This is a genomic window from Halalkalibacter sp. APA_J-10(15), from assembly GCF_023017105.1.
Classification (GTDB): domain Bacteria; phylum Bacillota; class Bacilli; order Bacillales; family Bacillaceae_D; genus Halalkalibacter.
Genome location: NZ_JALKEV010000011.1, coordinates 122318 through 141185 on the forward strand (window position 1 = coordinate 122318; position 18868 = coordinate 141185).

Annotated in this window: 21 protein-coding genes and 2 pseudogenes; 16 read left to right on the plus strand and 7 right to left on the minus strand. The window is 37.0% G+C overall.

Going from position 1 to position 18868, the window contains the following annotated elements; all coding sequences use genetic code 11:
• Positions 1-20 precede the first annotated feature (20 nt).
• Positions 21-3686: a multicopper oxidase domain-containing protein gene (locus MW695_RS13930; RefSeq protein WP_247105963.1), complete on the plus strand. Its 3666-nt coding sequence runs from the start codon at positions 21-23 to the stop codon at positions 3684-3686.
• Entirely contained in the window at positions 3687-4466 is a 780-nt protein-coding gene (locus tag MW695_RS13935; RefSeq protein WP_247105964.1) for a hypothetical protein, read from the plus strand.
• Between the two features lie 344 nt (positions 4467-4810).
• Here MW695_RS13935 and MW695_RS13940 read toward each other — a convergent pair whose 3' ends face one another.
• Positions 4811-4948: a hypothetical protein gene (locus tag MW695_RS13940; RefSeq protein WP_247105965.1), complete on the minus strand. Its 138-nt coding sequence runs from the start codon at positions 4946-4948 to the stop codon at positions 4811-4813.
• 246 nt (positions 4949-5194) lie between these two features.
• Here MW695_RS13940 and MW695_RS13945 point away from each other — a divergent pair, with 246 nt between their 5' ends.
• Positions 5195-5659, plus strand: a complete 465-nt coding sequence (locus MW695_RS13945) for a hypothetical protein (protein WP_247105966.1) — start codon at positions 5195-5197, stop codon at positions 5657-5659.
• Positions 5660-5868: 209 nt separating this feature from the next.
• Here the strand turns inward: MW695_RS13945 and MW695_RS13950 are convergent, their stop codons facing one another.
• On the minus strand, positions 5869-6171 hold the full coding sequence (locus MW695_RS13950; RefSeq protein WP_247105967.1) for a hypothetical protein: 303 nt from the start codon (positions 6169-6171) through the stop codon (positions 5869-5871).
• A gap of 747 nt (positions 6172-6918) precedes the next feature.
• On the opposite strand from MW695_RS13950, the gene MW695_RS13955 reads away from it, so the two are divergent.
• On the plus strand, positions 6919-7143 hold the full coding sequence (locus MW695_RS13955; protein ID WP_247105968.1) for a hypothetical protein: 225 nt from the start codon (positions 6919-6921) through the stop codon (positions 7141-7143).
• Between the two features lie 84 nt (positions 7144-7227).
• Positions 7228-7617, plus strand: a pseudogene (locus MW695_RS23225) (pyridoxamine 5'-phosphate oxidase family protein); the annotation flags it as partial.
• On the opposite strand, the gene MW695_RS13965 reads toward MW695_RS23225, so the two are convergent.
• Positions 7509-7835, minus strand: a complete 327-nt coding sequence (locus MW695_RS13965; protein ID WP_247105969.1) for a winged helix-turn-helix transcriptional regulator — start codon at positions 7833-7835, stop codon at positions 7509-7511. The pseudogene MW695_RS23225 and the gene MW695_RS13965 overlap by 109 nt on opposite strands.
• 233 nt (positions 7836-8068) lie before the next feature.
• Here MW695_RS13965 and MW695_RS13970 point away from each other — a divergent pair, with 233 nt between their 5' ends.
• On the plus strand, positions 8069-8575 hold the full coding sequence (locus tag MW695_RS13970) for a CBO0543 family protein (protein ID WP_247105970.1): 507 nt from the start codon (positions 8069-8071) through the stop codon (positions 8573-8575).
• A 66-nt stretch (positions 8576-8641) separates the two neighbouring features.
• On the opposite strand, the gene MW695_RS13975 is transcribed toward MW695_RS13970, so the two are convergent.
• Positions 8642-8968 (minus strand): winged helix-turn-helix transcriptional regulator, encoded by a 327-nt coding sequence (locus MW695_RS13975; RefSeq protein WP_247105971.1) that lies wholly within the window; start codon positions 8966-8968, stop codon positions 8642-8644.
• 119 nt (positions 8969-9087) lie between these two features.
• Between MW695_RS13975 and MW695_RS13980 the strand changes: the two genes are divergently transcribed.
• The 8 genes and pseudogenes from MW695_RS13980 to MW695_RS14015 all read left to right on the plus strand — a co-directional run bounded on the left by MW695_RS13980 (position 9088) and on the right by MW695_RS14015 (position 14924).
• A complete protein-coding gene (locus tag MW695_RS13980; protein WP_247105972.1) occupies positions 9088-9759 on the plus strand; it encodes an NAD(P)H-dependent oxidoreductase in 672 nt (223 codons plus the stop codon).
• Between the two features lie 757 nt (positions 9760-10516).
• Positions 10517-10714 (plus strand): VOC family protein, encoded by a 198-nt coding sequence (locus tag MW695_RS13985; RefSeq protein ID WP_247105973.1) that lies wholly within the window; start codon positions 10517-10519, stop codon positions 10712-10714.
• A 41-nt stretch (positions 10715-10755) separates the two neighbouring features.
• Entirely contained in the window at positions 10756-11280 is a 525-nt protein-coding gene (locus MW695_RS13990) for a GrpB family protein (RefSeq protein WP_247105974.1), read from the plus strand.
• 121 nt (positions 11281-11401) lie between these two features.
• Positions 11402-12028: pseudogene (locus MW695_RS13995) on the plus strand (chloramphenicol phosphotransferase CPT family protein).
• A gap of 190 nt (positions 12029-12218) precedes the next feature.
• Complete coding sequence (locus tag MW695_RS14000) at positions 12219-12602, plus strand: hypothetical protein (RefSeq protein WP_247105975.1); 384 nt, start codon at positions 12219-12221, stop codon at positions 12600-12602.
• A 311-nt stretch (positions 12603-12913) separates the two neighbouring features.
• Positions 12914-13363, plus strand: a complete 450-nt coding sequence (locus MW695_RS14005; protein WP_247105976.1) for a helix-turn-helix transcriptional regulator — start codon at positions 12914-12916, stop codon at positions 13361-13363.
• A 30-nt stretch (positions 13364-13393) separates the two neighbouring features.
• Positions 13394-13795: a GyrI-like domain-containing protein gene (locus MW695_RS14010; RefSeq protein ID WP_368859660.1), complete on the plus strand. Its 402-nt coding sequence runs from the start codon at positions 13394-13396 to the stop codon at positions 13793-13795.
• Between the two features lie 91 nt (positions 13796-13886).
• Entirely contained in the window at positions 13887-14924 is a 1038-nt protein-coding gene (locus MW695_RS14015) for a linear amide C-N hydrolase (protein WP_247105978.1), read from the plus strand.
• A gap of 130 nt (positions 14925-15054) precedes the next feature.
• Here the strand turns inward: MW695_RS14015 and MW695_RS14020 are convergent, their stop codons facing one another.
• Positions 15055-15417: a hypothetical protein gene (locus tag MW695_RS14020; protein ID WP_247105979.1), complete on the minus strand. Its 363-nt coding sequence runs from the start codon at positions 15415-15417 to the stop codon at positions 15055-15057.
• 77 nt (positions 15418-15494) lie between these two features.
• The gene (locus tag MW695_RS14025) at positions 15495-15734 is read right to left on the minus strand and encodes a hypothetical protein (RefSeq protein WP_247105980.1); all 240 of its coding nucleotides are present in this window, start codon (positions 15732-15734) and stop codon (positions 15495-15497) included.
• A gap of 374 nt (positions 15735-16108) precedes the next feature.
• On the opposite strand from MW695_RS14025, the gene MW695_RS14030 reads away from it, so the two are divergent.
• The gene (locus MW695_RS14030; RefSeq protein WP_247105981.1) at positions 16109-17980 is read left to right on the plus strand and encodes a putative bifunctional diguanylate cyclase/phosphodiesterase; all 1872 of its coding nucleotides are present in this window, start codon (positions 16109-16111) and stop codon (positions 17978-17980) included.
• 30 nt (positions 17981-18010) lie between these two features.
• Positions 18011-18307 carry a hypothetical protein gene (locus MW695_RS14035; RefSeq protein ID WP_247105982.1) on the plus strand — a complete coding sequence of 99 codons (297 nt, stop codon included), beginning with the start codon at positions 18011-18013 and terminating at the stop codon, positions 18305-18307.
• 169 nt (positions 18308-18476) lie between these two features.
• Here the strand turns inward: MW695_RS14035 and MW695_RS14040 are convergent, their stop codons facing one another.
• Positions 18477-18863 carry an ectoine synthase gene (locus MW695_RS14040; protein WP_247105983.1) on the minus strand — a complete coding sequence of 129 codons (387 nt, stop codon included), beginning with the start codon at positions 18861-18863 and terminating at the stop codon, positions 18477-18479.
• Between the last annotated feature and the right edge of the window lie 5 nt (positions 18864-18868).

Sequence of the window (18868 nt, forward strand, 5' to 3'; positions counted from 1 at the left end):
GAAAGAAGGGAATAAAAAACATGCTTAGACGATACCATGTCGTTGCGATCCCGATCAGAATTGTCTATAACAATTTTGGTGATCATGACCCGGATGGACGAATGTATGTTCTAAAAGAAAATGAAGAGCTAGTTAGAGAGCTCGTTAAAAAAAATCCATTTACACCTGTCGACTTAGTCGAACCGCTGGCAATTCGCGCCAACGAAGGTGATGAAATCGAAATTCTTTTCGAAAATCAATTAAAAACACCTTCCTCTATGCATTTCCAAGAAGCAGACTATGATGTTATGACTTCTGATGGTGCAAATGTTGGCTTTAATGAAGATACAACAGTGCCCCCTGGTGGGGAAATTTTATATTGTTTGAAGGCTAATAAGGAAGGAATTTATTATTTCTCAGATGTCGCTAATCCAATTGATGGCGAAGATTTAGGTACAAATATTCATGGCTTATTTGGGGCGATTTTTGTTCAATATCGAGGATCGACTTGGACTGATCCTGTAACAGGTGGGCCGATAAATAGTGGTGCGATTGCAGATATTCACCACCCAATGTTACCTTCGTTTAGAGAATATGGTTATTATTTTCATGATGAACCTGAAAATGATGATTTAACGGGAAATGAACGGATAAACCCGATGACAGGTCAGCCCGCAGAATCAGTTCATGCGATTAATTATCGCTCAGAGCCGTTACTCAATCGAGCCCGCTTGTTAGAAGAGGGTGTTGTTTGTCCAGATTGTGATTCCGAAGAAGTTCACCATGACTCGTGGGTATTCGGTGATCCGGCAACGCCTATTATGAGAGGATATGTTGGCGATCCGGTCAAAGTTCGTTTAGTGCATGGCGGTGTAAAAGAAACACACGTCTTTCATTATCACGTCCATCAATGGTTGTTTAATCCAAATGATGTTGATTCTTTTACAAAAGATTCTCAAGCAATTAGCCCACAAAATAAATACACAATTGAACCTCTGTATGGTCTAGGAAGCTTACACGGAGCTATAGGTGATGTGATTATGCATTGCCACTTATATCCTCATTTTGAAGATGGGATGTGGAATATTAATCGCATTTTCGACACCTTACAAGATGGCTCCCAATGTTATCCGAACGGTGTCCCAATAAAGCCGTTACAACCACTGCCAGATCGTCCGTGTCCACCGAAGCCAACGCTAGAGTGTCCTGGATTTCCTAACTTTATTCCAGGAAAAGTTGGTTGTAAAGCTCCAAGACCACCGCTTGGCATTGTTGGTGGGAGAGAAATGACGGAATTAGAAGAAAATGCAGCGGTTCCGACTGCTCGACCAGGAGCGGTATTTGTTGAATCCTGCCTTGGGAACCCTGTCGTCAAAGAATTTAACGTTTCGGTAATCGAGCTCCCTATTATTTATAACCGTCAAGGCTGGCATGACCCAAAAGGACGAATTTACGTGTTAGATGAAGACGTTGATGATGTGTTGGCAGGAAGAAAAGAGCCGGAGCCTCTTGTTTTGCAAGCAGAAGCTGGTTCATGTATTCGCGTGAATTTCACCAATCGTCTTCCAAATATTCTTGAAGGGGACGCTTTTCAACTTGTCACGAGAACCTATGAAGCGGGAATGCATGTACATTTTGTCAAATTTGACGTACTCGTATCGGATGCCGCGAATGTAGGCTGGAATTATGATAGTAGTGTTCTACCAGGCGAAACAATTCGTTATGAATGGTTTGCCGATGTTGAATTGAAAGCAACGTTTTTCCATGATCATTTGTTTGCCTCGGTGCACCAACAGCATGGCTTATTTGGTTCTATTAATATCCTTCCGCGTTTTTCGTTTGTGTTTGACTCTTCTACTGGGGAAGAATTAGACTACGGAACGCAAGTAACCGTAACGAACCCTCTTATACCAGATTATCGCGATTATACGCTATTTATTCATGACTTTGCATTACTGTTTGATAAAGATAAATGTCCGATTGCACCTCCGCCATTTCCTGGCTCTCAAGATGATCCAGGTGTATTTGGTGTCAATTACAAAAACGAGCCATTGCAATTTCGTCTAGATAAAGATTGTGATCCTGCTTATTCCTTCAGTTCAACGGTACACGGGGACCCGATAACACCATTGCTTCTAGCCTATGAGGGTGATCCAATTCGTTTTCGAATTTTACAAGGAGCTCATGAAGAAAGTCATAGCTTTGTAGCCCATGGACTTCGCTGGAATGAAGAACGTAGTGATCTAGATTCAAATGAAAAAAACCAAGAGCATCTAGGAGTATCGGAATCGTTTACGTTTGAATCGTTTATCCCACGATCAGGTGATTATTTATGGGCGTTTGAAGATGTCGAAGACCTTTGGATCGGGACGTGGGGTATTTTACGAGCTTATGAAGAAGAGGTAGATGACTTAATCCCTTTACCTGATCAGCCATTGCCACTGGAAAGAGAGACCCCGCTCCCTATCGTGACAGGTTGTCCGCCAGATCCAGCGATCGATGATGGTTGTGTATGTCCAGATGGAGCGATTATACGCAGGTTTAATGTTGTCGCTTTTCAAGCGTGTATTGAGTATAACAAATATGGAGACCATGACCCATATGGCATTGTCTTTGCCTTAGCAGAAGATGTGGAAGACATTTTATCAGGGAAAATAAATCCTGAGCCTCTAGTCATTCGGGCAAATGCTGGTGAATGTGTTGAGATCAACCTATTAAACAAACTTGATCCTAATCTGTTTCATGCTGAAGATGGAATACATGGCTACCCAGCTGTAAAAGTACCAGCCTTTTATCCTCCATCTCCACGTATTTCGCTTCATCCGAATTTAATCGACTTTGATATAAAAACGTCGAGTGGAGAAACAGTCGGTTTTAATCCAGACCAAACAGTTGGACCGGGAGAATCGATTACGTATCGTTGGTACGTTGATAAAGCCTTTGGTGCTTGTAATTTATGGGATATGGCAGATATTAGAAATCACCGTCATCACGGTGCATTTGGGGCATTTATTGCCGAGCCGAGAGGATCGATCTATTTAGATCCACATACGTTAGAGCCTGTCAAATCAGGAGCAAATGTTATTATCGCTAATCCACTATTACCGGATTTCCGAGAATTTGTCCTCCTAATGCATGATGGTGTACGTTTATTAGATAAAAACGGGCAATTAATTTTTGATCCGCCAGATGGGTTAATTGAAGAAATCGATCCAGGTGAAGTGGATACGTATGATCAAGGATCGAGAGGCTTTAATTATAGAACAGAACGTATCATTAATCGCTATACGGAAAAATTTATAATCCAGGATTGGGCAAGTTCGAAAACATTTGGTGACCCTTCTACTCCTGTATTTGAGGCATATGCAGGAGACCCGACAACCGTTCGTTTAGTCGTGCCTGCAGAACGAAGACGATCCCATACGTTCCATCTTCATGGACATTATTGGAAAAGGGATCGAGAAGATGTAGAATCGAGATTACGTTCGGTAGAAGGCCAAAATATTATCGGTCACAAGCTTGATGCACGTCTCGTCGGAGGAGCTGGTGGCTTATACAACATTCCCGGAGATTATATGTACCGATCAGGGAACATCCGTTGGGATATTGAATTAGGGATGTGGGGAATTATTCGTGTTCACGGTAAACCTCAGCCTCATCTTCCGCCAATTTTAGAGTTACCTTGCAATATAGAGGAGGTGGAATAAATGAGCGAACATCATTGTAAAGAATTTCGCTGTCCCGCTTTTGTACCTGCAGATGCGCCAGATGACTTCTGTATCCCTGAAGAATGCTGTCCAGAGAGAATTCCGACACCGAAATTTCCGTCGCCAAATACGTGCTTACCTCCGGAAGAACTTGAAGATTTAGAGCGAAGAATTGAAGCAGCTAATGAATTATTGTTAAGTCTTGCTCTAGCAAGAAGAAATGTAGAGGAGGGAGACGCGGACGCTCAGGAGGAGGAGAGATTACGGCAAGCTTTTGAAGGTTTGCAAGGACAGTTTATTAAGGTTGAGCTTGCTAAACAAGAACAAGGCAGGAAGAAATTAGTTCAAGGGTTCGTATGTTTAGTCGGAAGAGATTTTGTCTTATTAGAGGATGAACGTTTTCTTAAAGTTTTTCGATTAGAAGATGTATGTTCAATAAAACATGATGAAGAGTTTCATAAGAAAGAGCATGAGCACGATCCCATGTTCGATCCTTGCCTTCGGAGGGCAATAACGTTAGACTTTGGGGCAACCGTTGGTCAATCACCAGAATTAATTCAGTTGTTTTTCGGATTAGATTTAAATACCTTCCTTTGCTTCCATTTAGGTAAACGAGTCTATATCGTTATGAAAAGAAACCTTATTAGAGCAAGCCTTATAGATATTAATGCGGATAAGTTAACATTTATGCGTAGAAGAAAAATAGTAATGAATTTGGAAGATATTTATTTGCTGAAAATTAGAAAGGAAGCTAGGAAAAAAACGAGAAGGATAAAATAGGAATGAAAAAGAATAATCAGTGTGCCTACATTTGGAAGCACACTAATTATTCTACATTCATTAACAGTGCTTTTTATCGTCTATTACTTTAATTGCTTTGATTTCATCTAGAGGGATGATTACGAAATCAGTTTTTTGGTCCTTTTCTCTATGTCGAGTCGTACAACGGCAATCTCTACGGCGTCTTCTATCTTCATCTATTTTTTCAATTTCAATAAAGTCTCTTCCGACATGGCAAATAACCCCTGTAAATATGTTACACTCATCACCGCATTCAACTTCCAATTTAACTACACAACCGACAAGCTGACGTAATCTGAAAGCAAAGCCACCTTCTAAACCTCTTAAGCGAATATTAAATCTGTCATCGCAAAATCTATCACGATGTCTGAAGTCGCAGTCTCTGTTTCTAAAATGTCTATCGAAGCATTGACAATCTCTGAAATGATCCCTTTTGCAATCACATAAACTACGACAATCATGTCTTCTGTGGAAATCATGGTGACGGAAGTCTATTCCACAAGAACAACGTGAGAAAAAGTCATTTCGGAATTTGCCACATGAATGGCACTCAAAGCCGTGACTCATATTTTCTTCACCTCTTTCCTAAAAAAGATACTTTATCATATGTCATTAGATTGAATGTGAAAGGTACAACAAACTAGCATCTCTCACCATTTCCATAATGGTTAAGCGTTCAAAATTGTAGAAAGGAGAAGCAAAATGTTATGAAAAAACGATCTAATTCCTTACCGTATCTCGTAAATAACGATAACATGAAGGCAAATCAAAGTTTTTACTATTCTGAACACGATAATGATTGTCATGTAATGACTCAATTAGAAAATGAATTACAACAATTTGTTCAAACGAAAAACAGGAACAATCATATTTCGGAGAGAGAATTACTTCAAGCATTAATAGAAGAATGTCGTGAACAAAGAAATCGAATAAAAGAACTCGAAAAGAAAGTAAATATACTTTCAAACGTAAGTCCGTTTAAAAAAGTGTTCGAGTCATTACCAGCAAATTATCCCGTGTATGAAGTAATGCTTAATGGCTGTTCTGTTCCCACTACACGCTTTTTAAATACGGAAGGAGAGCTGGTCCATTTTTCAGATGAGGATAACATTAATTCATTACATGTAAATAAAATTGACGGCGTACGTTGGGGCAATGAGGACATAGAATAAAATGAGGGAAAGATAGTCTCTTTCCCCTATTAGAACTTGTTCAAAAAGCTCTGAAAAAAGTGGCAATGGCTCCGTTCACTACTAGTCTTGTGGGGAGAAAACTACCCCCCACAAGACTTTTAAAAGATGTAGCGACTACGCTCATTGCTTGGAGACTGTTCAAAAAACGGAAAAACCATCCTTTTTGAACAGTCTCTATTATAAAAAGATTAATGTGGGTCTGGTGTTTCGCCAAACGAGATACCAGTAATTTTATCAACTTCTAGCACAACAACTTGACATTCTTCATCTAAAAAGTATGCAAGACAATCACAAATGTTTGAGAAAACAGCTACTGGAATGAGCTTACCTTTTACAAAGACACCACCAATTGGGTAGTTTGGAGGAAGGTTTTTAAGAACTTGTTCTACACCACATTTGTCGTCCCGGCGTTTGTCGTCCGGGCATTTGTCGTCCTTCTTTTTATCAAGAAGATCTTTTAGAAGGTTTTCAAGCCCTAAATTTTGTGACATGATAAATCCCCTTTCTGAGTTTGTTATATTTCCTCTGTGGAGAGGACTACTATAATTTATGTTCTTTTCTTTTAATGGATTGGACTTTGTACATTTAATTTTACAAAAAAGGGCTCATGTAACAGGGCACTGAAAAAGTGTGATTTTCACTTTTTCAGTGCCTTTAAGTAATGTGCGTAGCCGTTGCCCGATTTTGAAAGCCTTGAAATGAGTCGGTTTCTCATAGCAAGGCGCGCATCGAGCGGAGCCATTACTCTTCTTTGAGTTACTAGAAAGGACTTTTTCAGTGGACTTCTAATGTAACGATCTACGAGAATCTGTATTGCGGTTAACCGTAATAATAGATGTCAATGTCTGATTAAATTTCATGTATAATAAATATGTATTTATTCCATAATGAGGTATTTTTACAGGTTAGGATAGAGGGGACAAAGTGTCGAGAATTTTCATAAAGGACTCTAGAGTAACAAATAAGCCTATACTGCAAAACAAACGCACCAGCATATAAGTGCTTGTTTCTTTGTAGGGATTCTATTAGGGAGAATCGCCAAATATTCTGATACGGTTCTATCTAATAGTAGTGAAAGTGGAATGTTCTTCAGTTTTATTAGTGGGGTAACAACCAATCTAAGGGTATGGATTGTGTTATGGACGTTTATTGCTGTGTGGAGTAAAAGACCTATATTTGTGGCTATAGAAGTATTTGTTTTCTTGTAGGAATGTTAATTGCTTATTTTGTATTCACTAATGTTGTATGATTTTCCAACCATATTACGATCGGGTGAAATCATATTAGATAGTGTGAAATATAGTACAACAGCTTTCGCCGAAGTTGAAGGCATGAAAATAGGTCACATTCTTTGCGATGAGTTAATCGTTCAACGAATAAAAGGAGAAGATTATCACGGTGTAGACTTATTTGTACATCCAATTGGTGTAGGAATGCTTAGCAATGAACAGTTTGAAGAATGAATTGACGAAGCTACTAAAATTGCGATTGACTACAAAACGATGATTCTTGGAACTAGCCAGTGAGGTATTGAAATAACACAAGCAGGCTTTGTAAAAGTGTTAAATCAAATACAGTTGATCATACCGGAAAGACCTGGTAATAAAAGAATGGATTCTATGCGTAATATTTTATCAAACGAAAGAGTAGGTCTTATCTTTTTTATCCCAGGTTTAGGTGAAACATTACGAGTCAATGGGAAAGCAACATTAATCATAGATCAGGAATTGCTCGATAAAATGGCCGTTAATGGGAAGAAGCCCGTACGGTGGTGTAAGAGGTCGGGGGTTATTCACCCCCTCCTACTCTTTTGTTTCAAACAATGTAACTATTTATATTTCTTGTATTCCTCCCCCCAAACCATAATTGAATCTAGTATCGGCTTTAGTTTTTTTCCGATATCGCTCAACGTATATTCGACTTTAGGTGGTATTTGAGGATATACGTTACGAACAACAATGCCATACTCCTCCAAAATGCAAAGCTGCTTGGTTAAGGTTGCATGAGTAATGTCTGGAAACAACCGTTGAATTTCATTAAATCGCATCGTTTTTTCACTTAAAAACAGAATGATCAGCATGGACCACTTTCCCGACAATATCTTTTGAGCGCTTGTGAAACCACATTTCTCCAATATCTCATTTGTGTAGTTCATAATAGCCATCCTTTCCTTTTCTTTCCGGTATCCAATTGCATACTAACGCTACTCCTAGAGCGTAGAAAACCTCTGAAGATCCTTCTACAATAAAATGAAAAACAGAGGATTAAAAAGGCCTATGGTTATGCCAATGCTAAGGAAATTAATGTTAAACTAAAGATGTGGATTATTAAATTTGTTATAAATTTCTAATATGCAGAGCATTCTAAGAGAGAAAAGGGGGATGCTTAGTGAAGGGAAATAAATTTGATAAATTATTTTTAAGAACGACAACTGTTGTAACTCTAATTAGTTTAATGATTTTACTATTTAGAAAGCCACCGATAAAAGAATGGGTTATAGTTTATTTATTTAATGCCGTGACAAATGGGATTATAGATAACTTTATTACATCGTATAGAATAGTCAAATATCCAGTACGTTTTTTCCCTAAAGTGTTTCAAACACATATCCTATTTGACTTTTTGATATATCCAACTTTCACCATACTTTATAATCAAGTCACTGAAAATGATAAATTTGTCGCCATTTTTTATAAATTATTGTACTTTACTGTTCCTATGTTTTTCGTTGAGTATTGGGCAGTCAGGAAAACAAACTTAATTAAATGGAAAAAGGGATGGGGGTGGTATCATACCTTTTTAAGTATGACTATAAAATCACTGTTAACACGTTTTATTATTGGTATTGTCAGAAAAGTGGATAGAAAACAAATGATAATGAGTAGGCAAAATTAGCAATTTGTCATAAGAGCAGTACTGTTTAGACAGTATTGCTCTTGTTTATTGTTTCAAACAATGTAACTATTTATATTTTTTGTATTCTTCCCCCCAAACCATAATTGAATCTAGTATCGGCTTTATTTTTTTTCCGATATCGCTCAACGAATATTCGACTTTAGGTGGTATTTGAGGATATACGTTACGAACAACAATTCCATACTCCTCCAAAATGCGAAGCTGCTTGGTTAAGGTTGCATGAGTAATGTCTGGAAACAACCGTTGAATTTCATTAAATCGCATCGTTTTTTCACTTAAAAACAGAATGATCAGCATGGACCATTTTCCCGACAATATCTTTTGAGCGCTTGTGAAACCACATTTTTCCAATATCTCATTTGTGTAGTTCATAATAGCCATCCTTTCCTTTTCTTTCCGGTATCCAATTGCATACTAACGCTACTCCTAGAGCGTAGAAAACCTCTGAAGATCCTTCTACAATAAAATGAAAAACGGAGGAGAGTGCGCAGATGAATACAAAAGTACCCATTTGCAAAGAACACGTTATTTCAGCTTTTCAATTTAGACATGCTACCAAAACTTTTAATACGATCAAAAAAATATCCGAAGAGGATTTTAACTATATTCTCGAAACGGGTAGGTTATCTCCCAGCTTGATTGGTTTAGAGCCATGGAGGTTTATCGTTGTACAAAATCCGGAGTTAAGGAATAAGCTAAAAGCAGTTTCACCTGGAGCTCAAGGCCAACTGGACACTGCGAGTCATTTTCTGATCATTCTTGCCCGGACAAATGTAAGGTATGATTCCGAATATGTGATTGATCAAATGAAAAATGTGCAAAAAATGCCCCAAGAGGTTGTTACTTATATCTCTGGTGCATTAAAAGAGGTTCAGGAAGTGCGTGGTTTGTTGAAAGATGAACGTTTAATGTATGAATGGTCTGCCAAGCAAACCTATATAGCTATGGGGAACATGATGACCGCCGCTGCTTTAGCTGGAATCGATTCTTGTCCGATTGAAGGATTTGACTATGCTGCAGTAGACCAAATCTTAAAAGAAGAAGGTTTGTTAGAGGAAGGGAATTTGAAGGCATCCGTGATGGTCGCTTTTGGATATCGGAATGAAGAGCCCGAACGAGCCAAAACAAGAAACAGTATGGATCAAATTGTGCGTTGGACATAAAGGATCGACAATAGACAATCAATTAGAACAGCCTTAGTCCTAAAACCCATTGGACTGAGGCCTTTTAACTATTGTTTTTAGCTTAATATCATTCCTTAAATCTAGAAATTTGTCATTTTATGATAACTTATCACAATGGTGGGTAGTTCGCCATGATATGATTATTAATCAATAAGGAAAAAAAGACCAGCTCTCTAGAGGACTGGTCTTGGACTTGTCCCCAGTATTTTGCGTTGTTGAAGAGCTTAGGTTTAAACATAATTCAAAATTAAATTATAACCGAGGACGATTCTTCAGATGATAGTCGCTTTTTCATAAAAAATGATTGTGAAACATTATACTCAAACTAAGGGAGCGTTTCTGCAATTGGATCAGGAGATCTTTTTATTGAAGGATAAAGAGTATTTATGTTGAATATTGTATAAATAATCTTAAATAAGGAGTCGATTTCGATGTAAGTAAAACGGTACCCCTAATTCCATCTTGCAGGATCACAGCTTCGCTTGTTATACGAGACCTACGTCCGATCCAGCCAACAATTTGCTTCTATAAGTAGAGGATAAACGGTTTAGTTGATGGGATCAATGTCCCAGGGGCAGTTACGTTCTACCCTAGCTACTAATAGAATAAGAACATATAAAAAAGTTCAGTCAGAAATATTTAACATTCTGGCTAACCTATAATGCGAATGTGGCAGGTTAGGTGAAGAAAGAATTCATGTCAACGTATGGGCAATCAAATCTAAAGGATCTTTTAAATGTCCATTTATATAAACCTTGTTGTAATTAGCTCACTCAATATTGAAAAATCTGTTACCTTTTATGAAGCTCTCGGACTTATATTTAAAAAAGAACAACATGGCAATGGACCAGAGCATTACGCTTGCGAAATTGGTAATCTTGTATTTGAGATATATTCAGGAATTTTTGGAGAAGGCTTTTGTTTGACTTTATAGAATTAAATCTAAGAAGCATTATTTTTTATAGGTGGGACAATATGACGAAATCAATCGTTATTCTTAGTGAATATAATCCAAATTGGGAAAAACAATTTGAATCTGAGGAAAAAAGAATTCTTGATATTTTAGGTGATAGGGTTGTAGGAATTGAACATATTGGAAGCACGTCTATAAAGGGGTTAGAAGCTAAACCAATAATTGACATCATTATAGGTATACAAGATTTAGATGAAGTATCTAACTATGTTCCTCCTTTAAGTGAAATAGAATATGAATATGTTCCAAAACCAATGTTTAAAGACAGAAGGTTTTTTAGGAAGGGATTATGGGGACAAGGCACTTGTCATCTTCATATCTGTGAATTTAATAGCAGTGAGTGGATTGAAAAATTATTGTTTCGGGACTATCTTAGGTTACACCCCCAAGTAGCAAAAGAGTACGCTTCATTAAAAAAAGAACTTGCCTCTAAATATCAGTTTGATAGACCAACCTACACAAAGAAAAAAGAACCATTTATAAAAACAATTATCGAAAAAGCAAATAAGGAAATACATAGCAAGTAAAAAAGGGGATGTCCGTCTTGTTAAATTAACGGGGCGATAGCTGAACAGGGCTGTCGCTTTTTTGCGAACGGAGCAGTTTTATTCAATAAGTGAAAATGAGTGACTTAGGAGGAATCTCTCTATGCCAAAAATAGATAAACCTGGAGAAATAATAATTCTAAATGGTACTCCAAGGTCAGGGAAGTCTAGCATAGCTTTAGTAATCCAGAATACATTTGAAGGTGTGTGGATGAGTTTAGGTGTAGACCAGTTTATGCAGATGACTCCAAAACAATTTCAACCTGGAATCGGTTTACGACCTGGAGGTGAACGACCCGACCTCGAATCAACTATAAAAATTATGTATCGAGCTATGTATGAGACAATCGCACAATTCAGTCGCTTAGGACTAAATGTTGTGGTTGACGTAGGACATCATGACGGATATTCAGTTCCATAAAGAATTCTTCCTGAGTGTGCTCGTATATTGGATGGACTCCCTGTTTTTTTCGTAGGAGTTCGGTGCCCGATTGAAATTATTATGGAACGGAGGATTAAGACATGGAATGCTGGTTACAACCATGATGGTGAAGTTCCAAAGCCAATTGTTTTATGGCAAGAACTTGTCCATATACCTGGTGTCTATGACATGGAAATTGATACCTCCGTTTATAGTCGTGAAGAGTGTGCTAAATTAATTAGACAGAGACTCGAAAATGGTCAGCCACCGGAGGCTTTTCAGCTCATTAAAAATATAGAAACTGAATAATGTCATTGATTAAGTAGCAGTAAATGACATTTAGCTAACGGTGGTTAATCTTCAAGAAAAAGGCTGACTTTTTCTTATTGAAGTAAATTGAGTGGGATACACAGCAAACTTTCGGGAGCAGTCAAATGTGTGGTTTAAACTATAGAAGTAGGATACTTTAAGAAGAAATTAAAGTGAGGAGGTTAGAGAAGTGGATTTTATCTACATATCATCAGTCATTGTGGCAATTTTGTTTGTGTCCGTTGCAGTGTTTCAAGTGATACTTTCACTCGGGTACCCTTTTGGTGAATTTGCAATGGGTGGCTATTATAAAGTTTTACCTAAAAAATTTCGTATTGTGAGTGCTTTTAATGCTGTGATTCTCTTATTTATGGGTTTAGTTTTTCTCCAACATACAAATGTCTTAAATTGGTCATATTTTTTATCTACTAATATACTTGTATGGGTTATTACAATTTTCCTCGGTGTTAATACAATAGCAAACCTAATATCACAGAGCAAAAAAGAGAGACTTATTATGACACCGTTATCGGGTTTTACTTTCATATTATGTTTATTTATTGCTTTATCATAAACTAAAGAACAGGGATAGTTGAAGAAGTTGGCGAATTGATGGAGCATAAGCGGATAACGAGAAATGGCGATTAAATTGGGTATAGAGACTTCGGTAGATAAGGGCTTAATCTGCATTAAATCTTTAAATATTTAAGGGGTTCTTGGTCAACTAACGAGTACGTTTTGTAAGTTTAATATTTGGTATTATTTAATGTAGTTCCTTTTTTATGATAGGTTTGACGTATCTTCAAAAACTGAATAGAATTTACCGATCTAAAATGATTGAATCGATATGGAGGCCGATTGCGGTTTATAAAGGAAGTGTAAACATTGAATTATTTAGAGGATATCCAAAAGTTTGTAGATGATTTTGAGAAACATATAGAAGAAATGGATATTGATCAAGCAATTGCAAGGATACATATTTCTAAATACCATTTCTATCGTCTATTTAAAGCGGTTGTTGGACTATCAATCTATGATTATATAAAGAAACGTAGGTTAACTAGAGCAGCTGAATGTATCATACAATCACAAGATGATATTTTAACAATTGCTATGAAGTATGGTTTCTTATCCCAAGAAGTTTTTACGAGAAATTTTAAGAAAATGTTTGGGATAACTCCAGGTAGACTACGAAAAGAACCGTATTATAAAATCCCCAACCAGTTGAAACCAATAAATACCGATTCCATTATTCTAGAAGTAAAAGCCTTGAACGGACAAGTTCGCGTCAGTGAAAAAATTGAAACACTATCAGTAAAACTAATAGGAATTTGACGTTATTCACATGATGGAAATATATCGACTATTACCCCTGTTATTGAAAGCTTTTTACAGCAAGTTGATCAAATAACAAACAGAAAAAACGATGTTTTGTATCGTGTTTGCTTTGATTTGGGTTTAACAAATGAAATGGCAACGTACGAAGAACTTGTAGCTGTAGAGGTAACAGATATTTCGATCGTTCCAGAAGGTATGATAACAAAAGAAATTCACAATGCGAAAGTTGTTACTTTTACACATAAAGGTCGTCTTTTTCAAGATGAAGTAGGAAGAGTTTTAAACACCTATGATTTTATTTGTTACTATCGCATGCCATTATTAAAAGCAAAGTTAACGAATGAGTTTATTATAGAACGGTACGGAGCTGAATTTATAGGACCATATGATGATAAATCAAAAATGGAAATTTCCTTTTCAATCACATAACGACTACATCAAAGTAGCAAAGAGAGTCAAGAAAAATACTACCATACTCTGCTATCTTAGCTTTAAGAAGACATAGTATGGAGGTGTCGAAATGTGTACAACATTTACAATGAAAAATAATGAACATTTCTTATTGGGGCAAAACTATGATTTTTACTATGGTCATGGGTTAATTGTTGTAAGTCCACGAGGGCTAAGTAAATTTTCGTTATCTGAAGAAGAGGAGAAAAGGTTGCATTGGATTTCTAAATATGGAAATGTGACATTTACTCAATTTGGTCGTGAGTTGCCAATGAGTGGCATGAATGAAAACGGGTTGGCAATCGCCATGATGTTTCATGAAGACGGTGAATTACCAGCAATAGATGAGAGACCAAGTTTAAACGAATTGCAGTGGATTCAATATCAACTTGATCATTTTGGAACCGTTAAAGAAGTTATCAAGCATTTAGAAGAAGTTCGGATTGAAAAGTCGATTTATACATTGCATTATACGGTTTGTGACGTTACGGGGGAAACCGTTTTAATTGAGTTTATTAATGGTAAGGCAAACGTTATTGACCAGGCAACCTATTACATGATTACGAACACTAGTTATGAACGATCACTTGAATATGCAAACCAATTTGCGAACCAGTCTATTCAACAATTATCAAGAAAAACAAATTCACTCGACCGATTTACTTTGGTATACCGTTTGATTGAGCAAGTATATCAAAAACCTAGCCCTAATGCAGTCGAACAAGCATTTTCAATTCTAAAGGAAGTATCTATTAAGCCATCGATGCAAGGTATGTGGAATTGGATTGGAAAGAGGATTCCACATACATTTACGTATTGGAGTATTGTTTTTGATGTAAATAATTTTATTATTTACTTTAAGGATCAAAAAAATAAAAACATACGACAAATTTCCTTACAACAATTTGGTTTTGCGCATTTAGATCATGCTCTATCCTTACCAATTGATAACCGATTGAGCGGTGAAGTAACGAACAATTTCACACCATACTCAACTAAAGACAATGAGCGGATTATTAATATTAGCTATAAACCAATCAGTCATCAGATCTCTAAGGCAGACCAAAAAGAGCTTATAACATATCCAGATCAATTCTATCATGTGTGAGAAATTCTAAATTAAAGGTAACAGTAGTAAGTATGCATTTGATTAGTGGATAAGAAAAGTAACTCAAAGATAACGTGGCGAAATATTTCAGATTTCTATCCTCATTTGTAAATGTTAGCCATCGGTATGTTCAACCTAATTGAATAAGTATATACAACACAGTGCCGAAAAGCACAGAACAGACGAACACCCAGATTAGTTGTATTTGCAAAAAAGAGCGGACTACACCACGTTCTTTTATAGCGGCAATGCTTTTCGCCACTTTTAGATTAATCGGTAGAAAATAGAGTGAAAATAGAAATCCACCTGAAAGGGAAATACTAACATAAAACATGATGGCATGATTGGTGAAAAGGTCTATGGTATTTCCGATAACGAAAAATGGTAAGCCAGCCCAAATGAAAAAGGTTACAAATAAAAGCATTAATGCAATGATAATTAGCATGAAATTTGTTTTAATTATGGTTATGTAGTTCTGGAAGTATAGGTTCATTGTGATTGGCCCCCTTACAAATCATTCTAGCTTAGCACAAAAGCCTAGTGCAACACGAAAGCTACACTAGGCTTTTGCTATCTTGATTGATGTTGACGATTCAATCGTTCTGCTACTCGATACGCATCGATCATACCCCAAATCCACATAAGTGGTGCTGTAATAAAACCAATTAAAACAAACATAAGAAGGCCATTAATAGCTTGAATAATAATAAATATGATTCCTTTTCCGATTTGGCCGTTATAAATTTGACCGAGTCCACACCAAAGAGCACTGAGGACTGCTGCTAACCCTGGGTTTTTTAATGGTTGCATTTCTTATCACCTCGTTTCCATCGTAATACATTCTATCATAATTTTATTAAATAAGGAGGAAAAAATAACTGAATTCTTATTAGACAGGTCATTTAAAAAGGGGGTTTTTCCTTTTTGAATGACCTCGAAGCAATGAGTGCATGCGCTATATCCTTTAAAAGTCTTGTGGTGAGTGCTCTTTCTCGCCACAAGACGCGTAGTGAGCGGAGACATTGCTATATTTTTTGGTGCTTTTTGCATAATCTCTAAGAGAATGTTGTCAAAAAAATGTTAAAACGTGATACAATAAAAGAGAAAATTACCTCATTTTTTGAAAAGTTATGTAAGCGCTTAAGTATTGCGGGTTTTAGGTTGTTGTCATGGGGGAAGATAGGATGATACGGAAACCTTTATTAACGATCAATCAATTACTAATTGTCTTAATTTGTTTGCTTGGTTTGCAGTTTAGCGTACCTTATGTTGTAGATGAGTCACTTTTAGGAGTTGTTAAGTTTAGCATATATATCATGCTTATTCTGTTACTTGTACGAATATTCATAGGGTTAAAAGAAAAGAACAAAGCGCAGCATCAAATTGAGAGCATGTATGAGTCAGCCCATTCAGTGTTGTGGTTAAGAGATAGTCGAACAAACGAACTATTACGTGTGTCTTCTTATGTCAGTGAAATCTTTGGATACACGAGCGAGGAATTAGTGGCATCGCCAACCCTCTGGTATGAACGGATACATCCTAATGACCGAAAGAGGTATTCACCATCATATTGGCAGAAGAAGATCGAAAGGGATGGAAATGTAACGATTAAATATCGCATCATCCAAAAAAATGGGAAAGAGCGCTGGGTGCAGGATCAAATTTACCCGATTTATTCAGAGAATGGGTCATTAATGAACATTGGTGGCATCGTAACCGATATTACAAAAGAGGAGCAAGCGGCGGAAGAGGTTCGTTTTCTATACTTTAATGACCCTGTTTCAGAGTTTGCTAATTATGAAAGTTTAAAATATACGTTATTTGAACGAATTAAATATGGGGAGCCGTTTGGTTTCTACATTTTGAAAGTCAATCGCTTGAATTTCATACGTAAGCATATCGATCAGGAAATTGCTGAAGAGGTCATTCGCTTATTGGCAAAGCGATTTAAGTCATTATTAAGTCCAAATTTATACATAGCGAGAATTAGTGATAGTCGTTTTGCAATTATTGATCGTAAGGTGCGCCCTAATGAACAGACGATCAAGATGATACGCTTTGCCATTAAGACCATTGAACAATCGATTAAAGTCGATCAATATGAATTTTTTTTAACGGCAACTGTTGGCGTTACCCATTTCCATGGTGTTGGCGAAACGGTGAAAGATTTGCAAAAAAATGCTCAACATGCGTTGGAGCATGCGAGAGAAAATCATCAACCGTTTGCCTTTTTCCATAAATCAATGAATACACGCCCTAATGAAGCAATGAGAATTGAGGCGGATTTGCGTAAATCAATTGACCAAGAAGAGCTTCTATTATATTATCAACCAAAGCTGAATATTCAAACGGGTGATCTAGTCGGCGTAGAAGCGTTAGTTCGTTGGAACCATCCAAGTGGTCGGATGATTTCGCCGGGAGAATTTATTCCGATTGCAGAAAGGACGGGGCTCATTCTATTAATAGGTGAATGGGTGATCGAACAGGCATGTATCCAAATGAGAAAATGGACGGAGGAAGGAATCCATGTCCCCTCTATATCTGTAAACCTATCAGTTAGCCAGTTGTTTCAACATAATTTAATTGAGAAAATCGAACAGTTTTTGAAGGGAAACGACCTTGAGCCCAATCGATTAGAGCTAGAAATTACTGAAACGATGGCGATGGATAAGGGAAGTGTTCAGCAAATTTTGATGCGAATTAAAAAGCTAGGTGTTAGTATTAGTATTGACGATTTCGGTACAGGGTATAGCTCTTTAAATCAGTTACGAGATTTGCCAATCGATATTGTCAAAGTTGATGGTTCATTCGTAAGTGATATTACAACGAATGAAAAGGCAAATGCTCTCTTATCGTCAGTTATAAAAATGACGAAGCTACTGAAATTGAAAGTGGTTGTCGAAGGTGTGGAAACAGAAGAGCAACTAAATAAGCTGTATGAAAATGAATGTGAAGTCGTTCAAGGGTTTGTCGTAAGTAAGCCGATCTCTGCTGAAGAAATTGTCGCGCAAAAGGAACAATTAAAATGTAAGCTTAAAAGGTTAAATGTGACTTAGGCTAATACGTGTAAGAAGGAAGGAATTGAAATGGTTGTGTATAAAGCATCGTTTATTCATCCGAATACTCATATCCCTTTTATCATTTACTATAATAAAAATGAAGGGTATATGACATTGGCAAAGGATGAAGAATCTTTAGAGCTAGTTCTGAAGATGCAAGAGGGGTTAGGGAACAATGAAGAGTTTATTGAACAGGTTGAAAAAGCGAATAAAGTCTGTGAAACCCCTTATCCGTGTCGCTCTTTTGGGGAGTTGTTCGACTTTCTTGAACAGATAGGTGTAGAGAAGGAAGACGTGTCATTTCAATCAATGTTCTTACATTAATGTAGAAATGGACTAAGAAATGTTGCTGCGTATCCAAGGTTTCCAGCTAAGTATTCGGTAACAAGCTTTATTTTAAATTCTTCTCAAAATATGGACATGAAAACACCCCCCTAAAGTTAGATTTTCTACTCCAACTTTAGGGGGGCTGTACCATTTTGGTCTTCCTTATTTAGCCTTCGTCTACTGGGTATACGCCATTCTCATCATGGACTTCTCTTCCCGTAATTGGTGGGTTGAAGACACATACCATACGCATATCTGTTTTGGCGCGTAGGAGATGCTCGTCATTTTTGTCCAATACGTAAATCTCATTTTTCTTAATAGGCCATACTTTATTATCTGCAAGTGTTTCGACTTCACCTTCACCTTCAATACAATAAACCGATTCTAGGTGGTTTTGATACCAAATATGCGTTTCTGTTCCAGCACGAATAATCGTATCATGAACGGAATAGCCCATACCGTCTTTTTTTAATACGAGACGACGGCTAACCCAATTGCCTCCATCTACTTCTTGCTCTGTTCCAATAATATCTTCTAATTTTACAACTTTCATTTTAA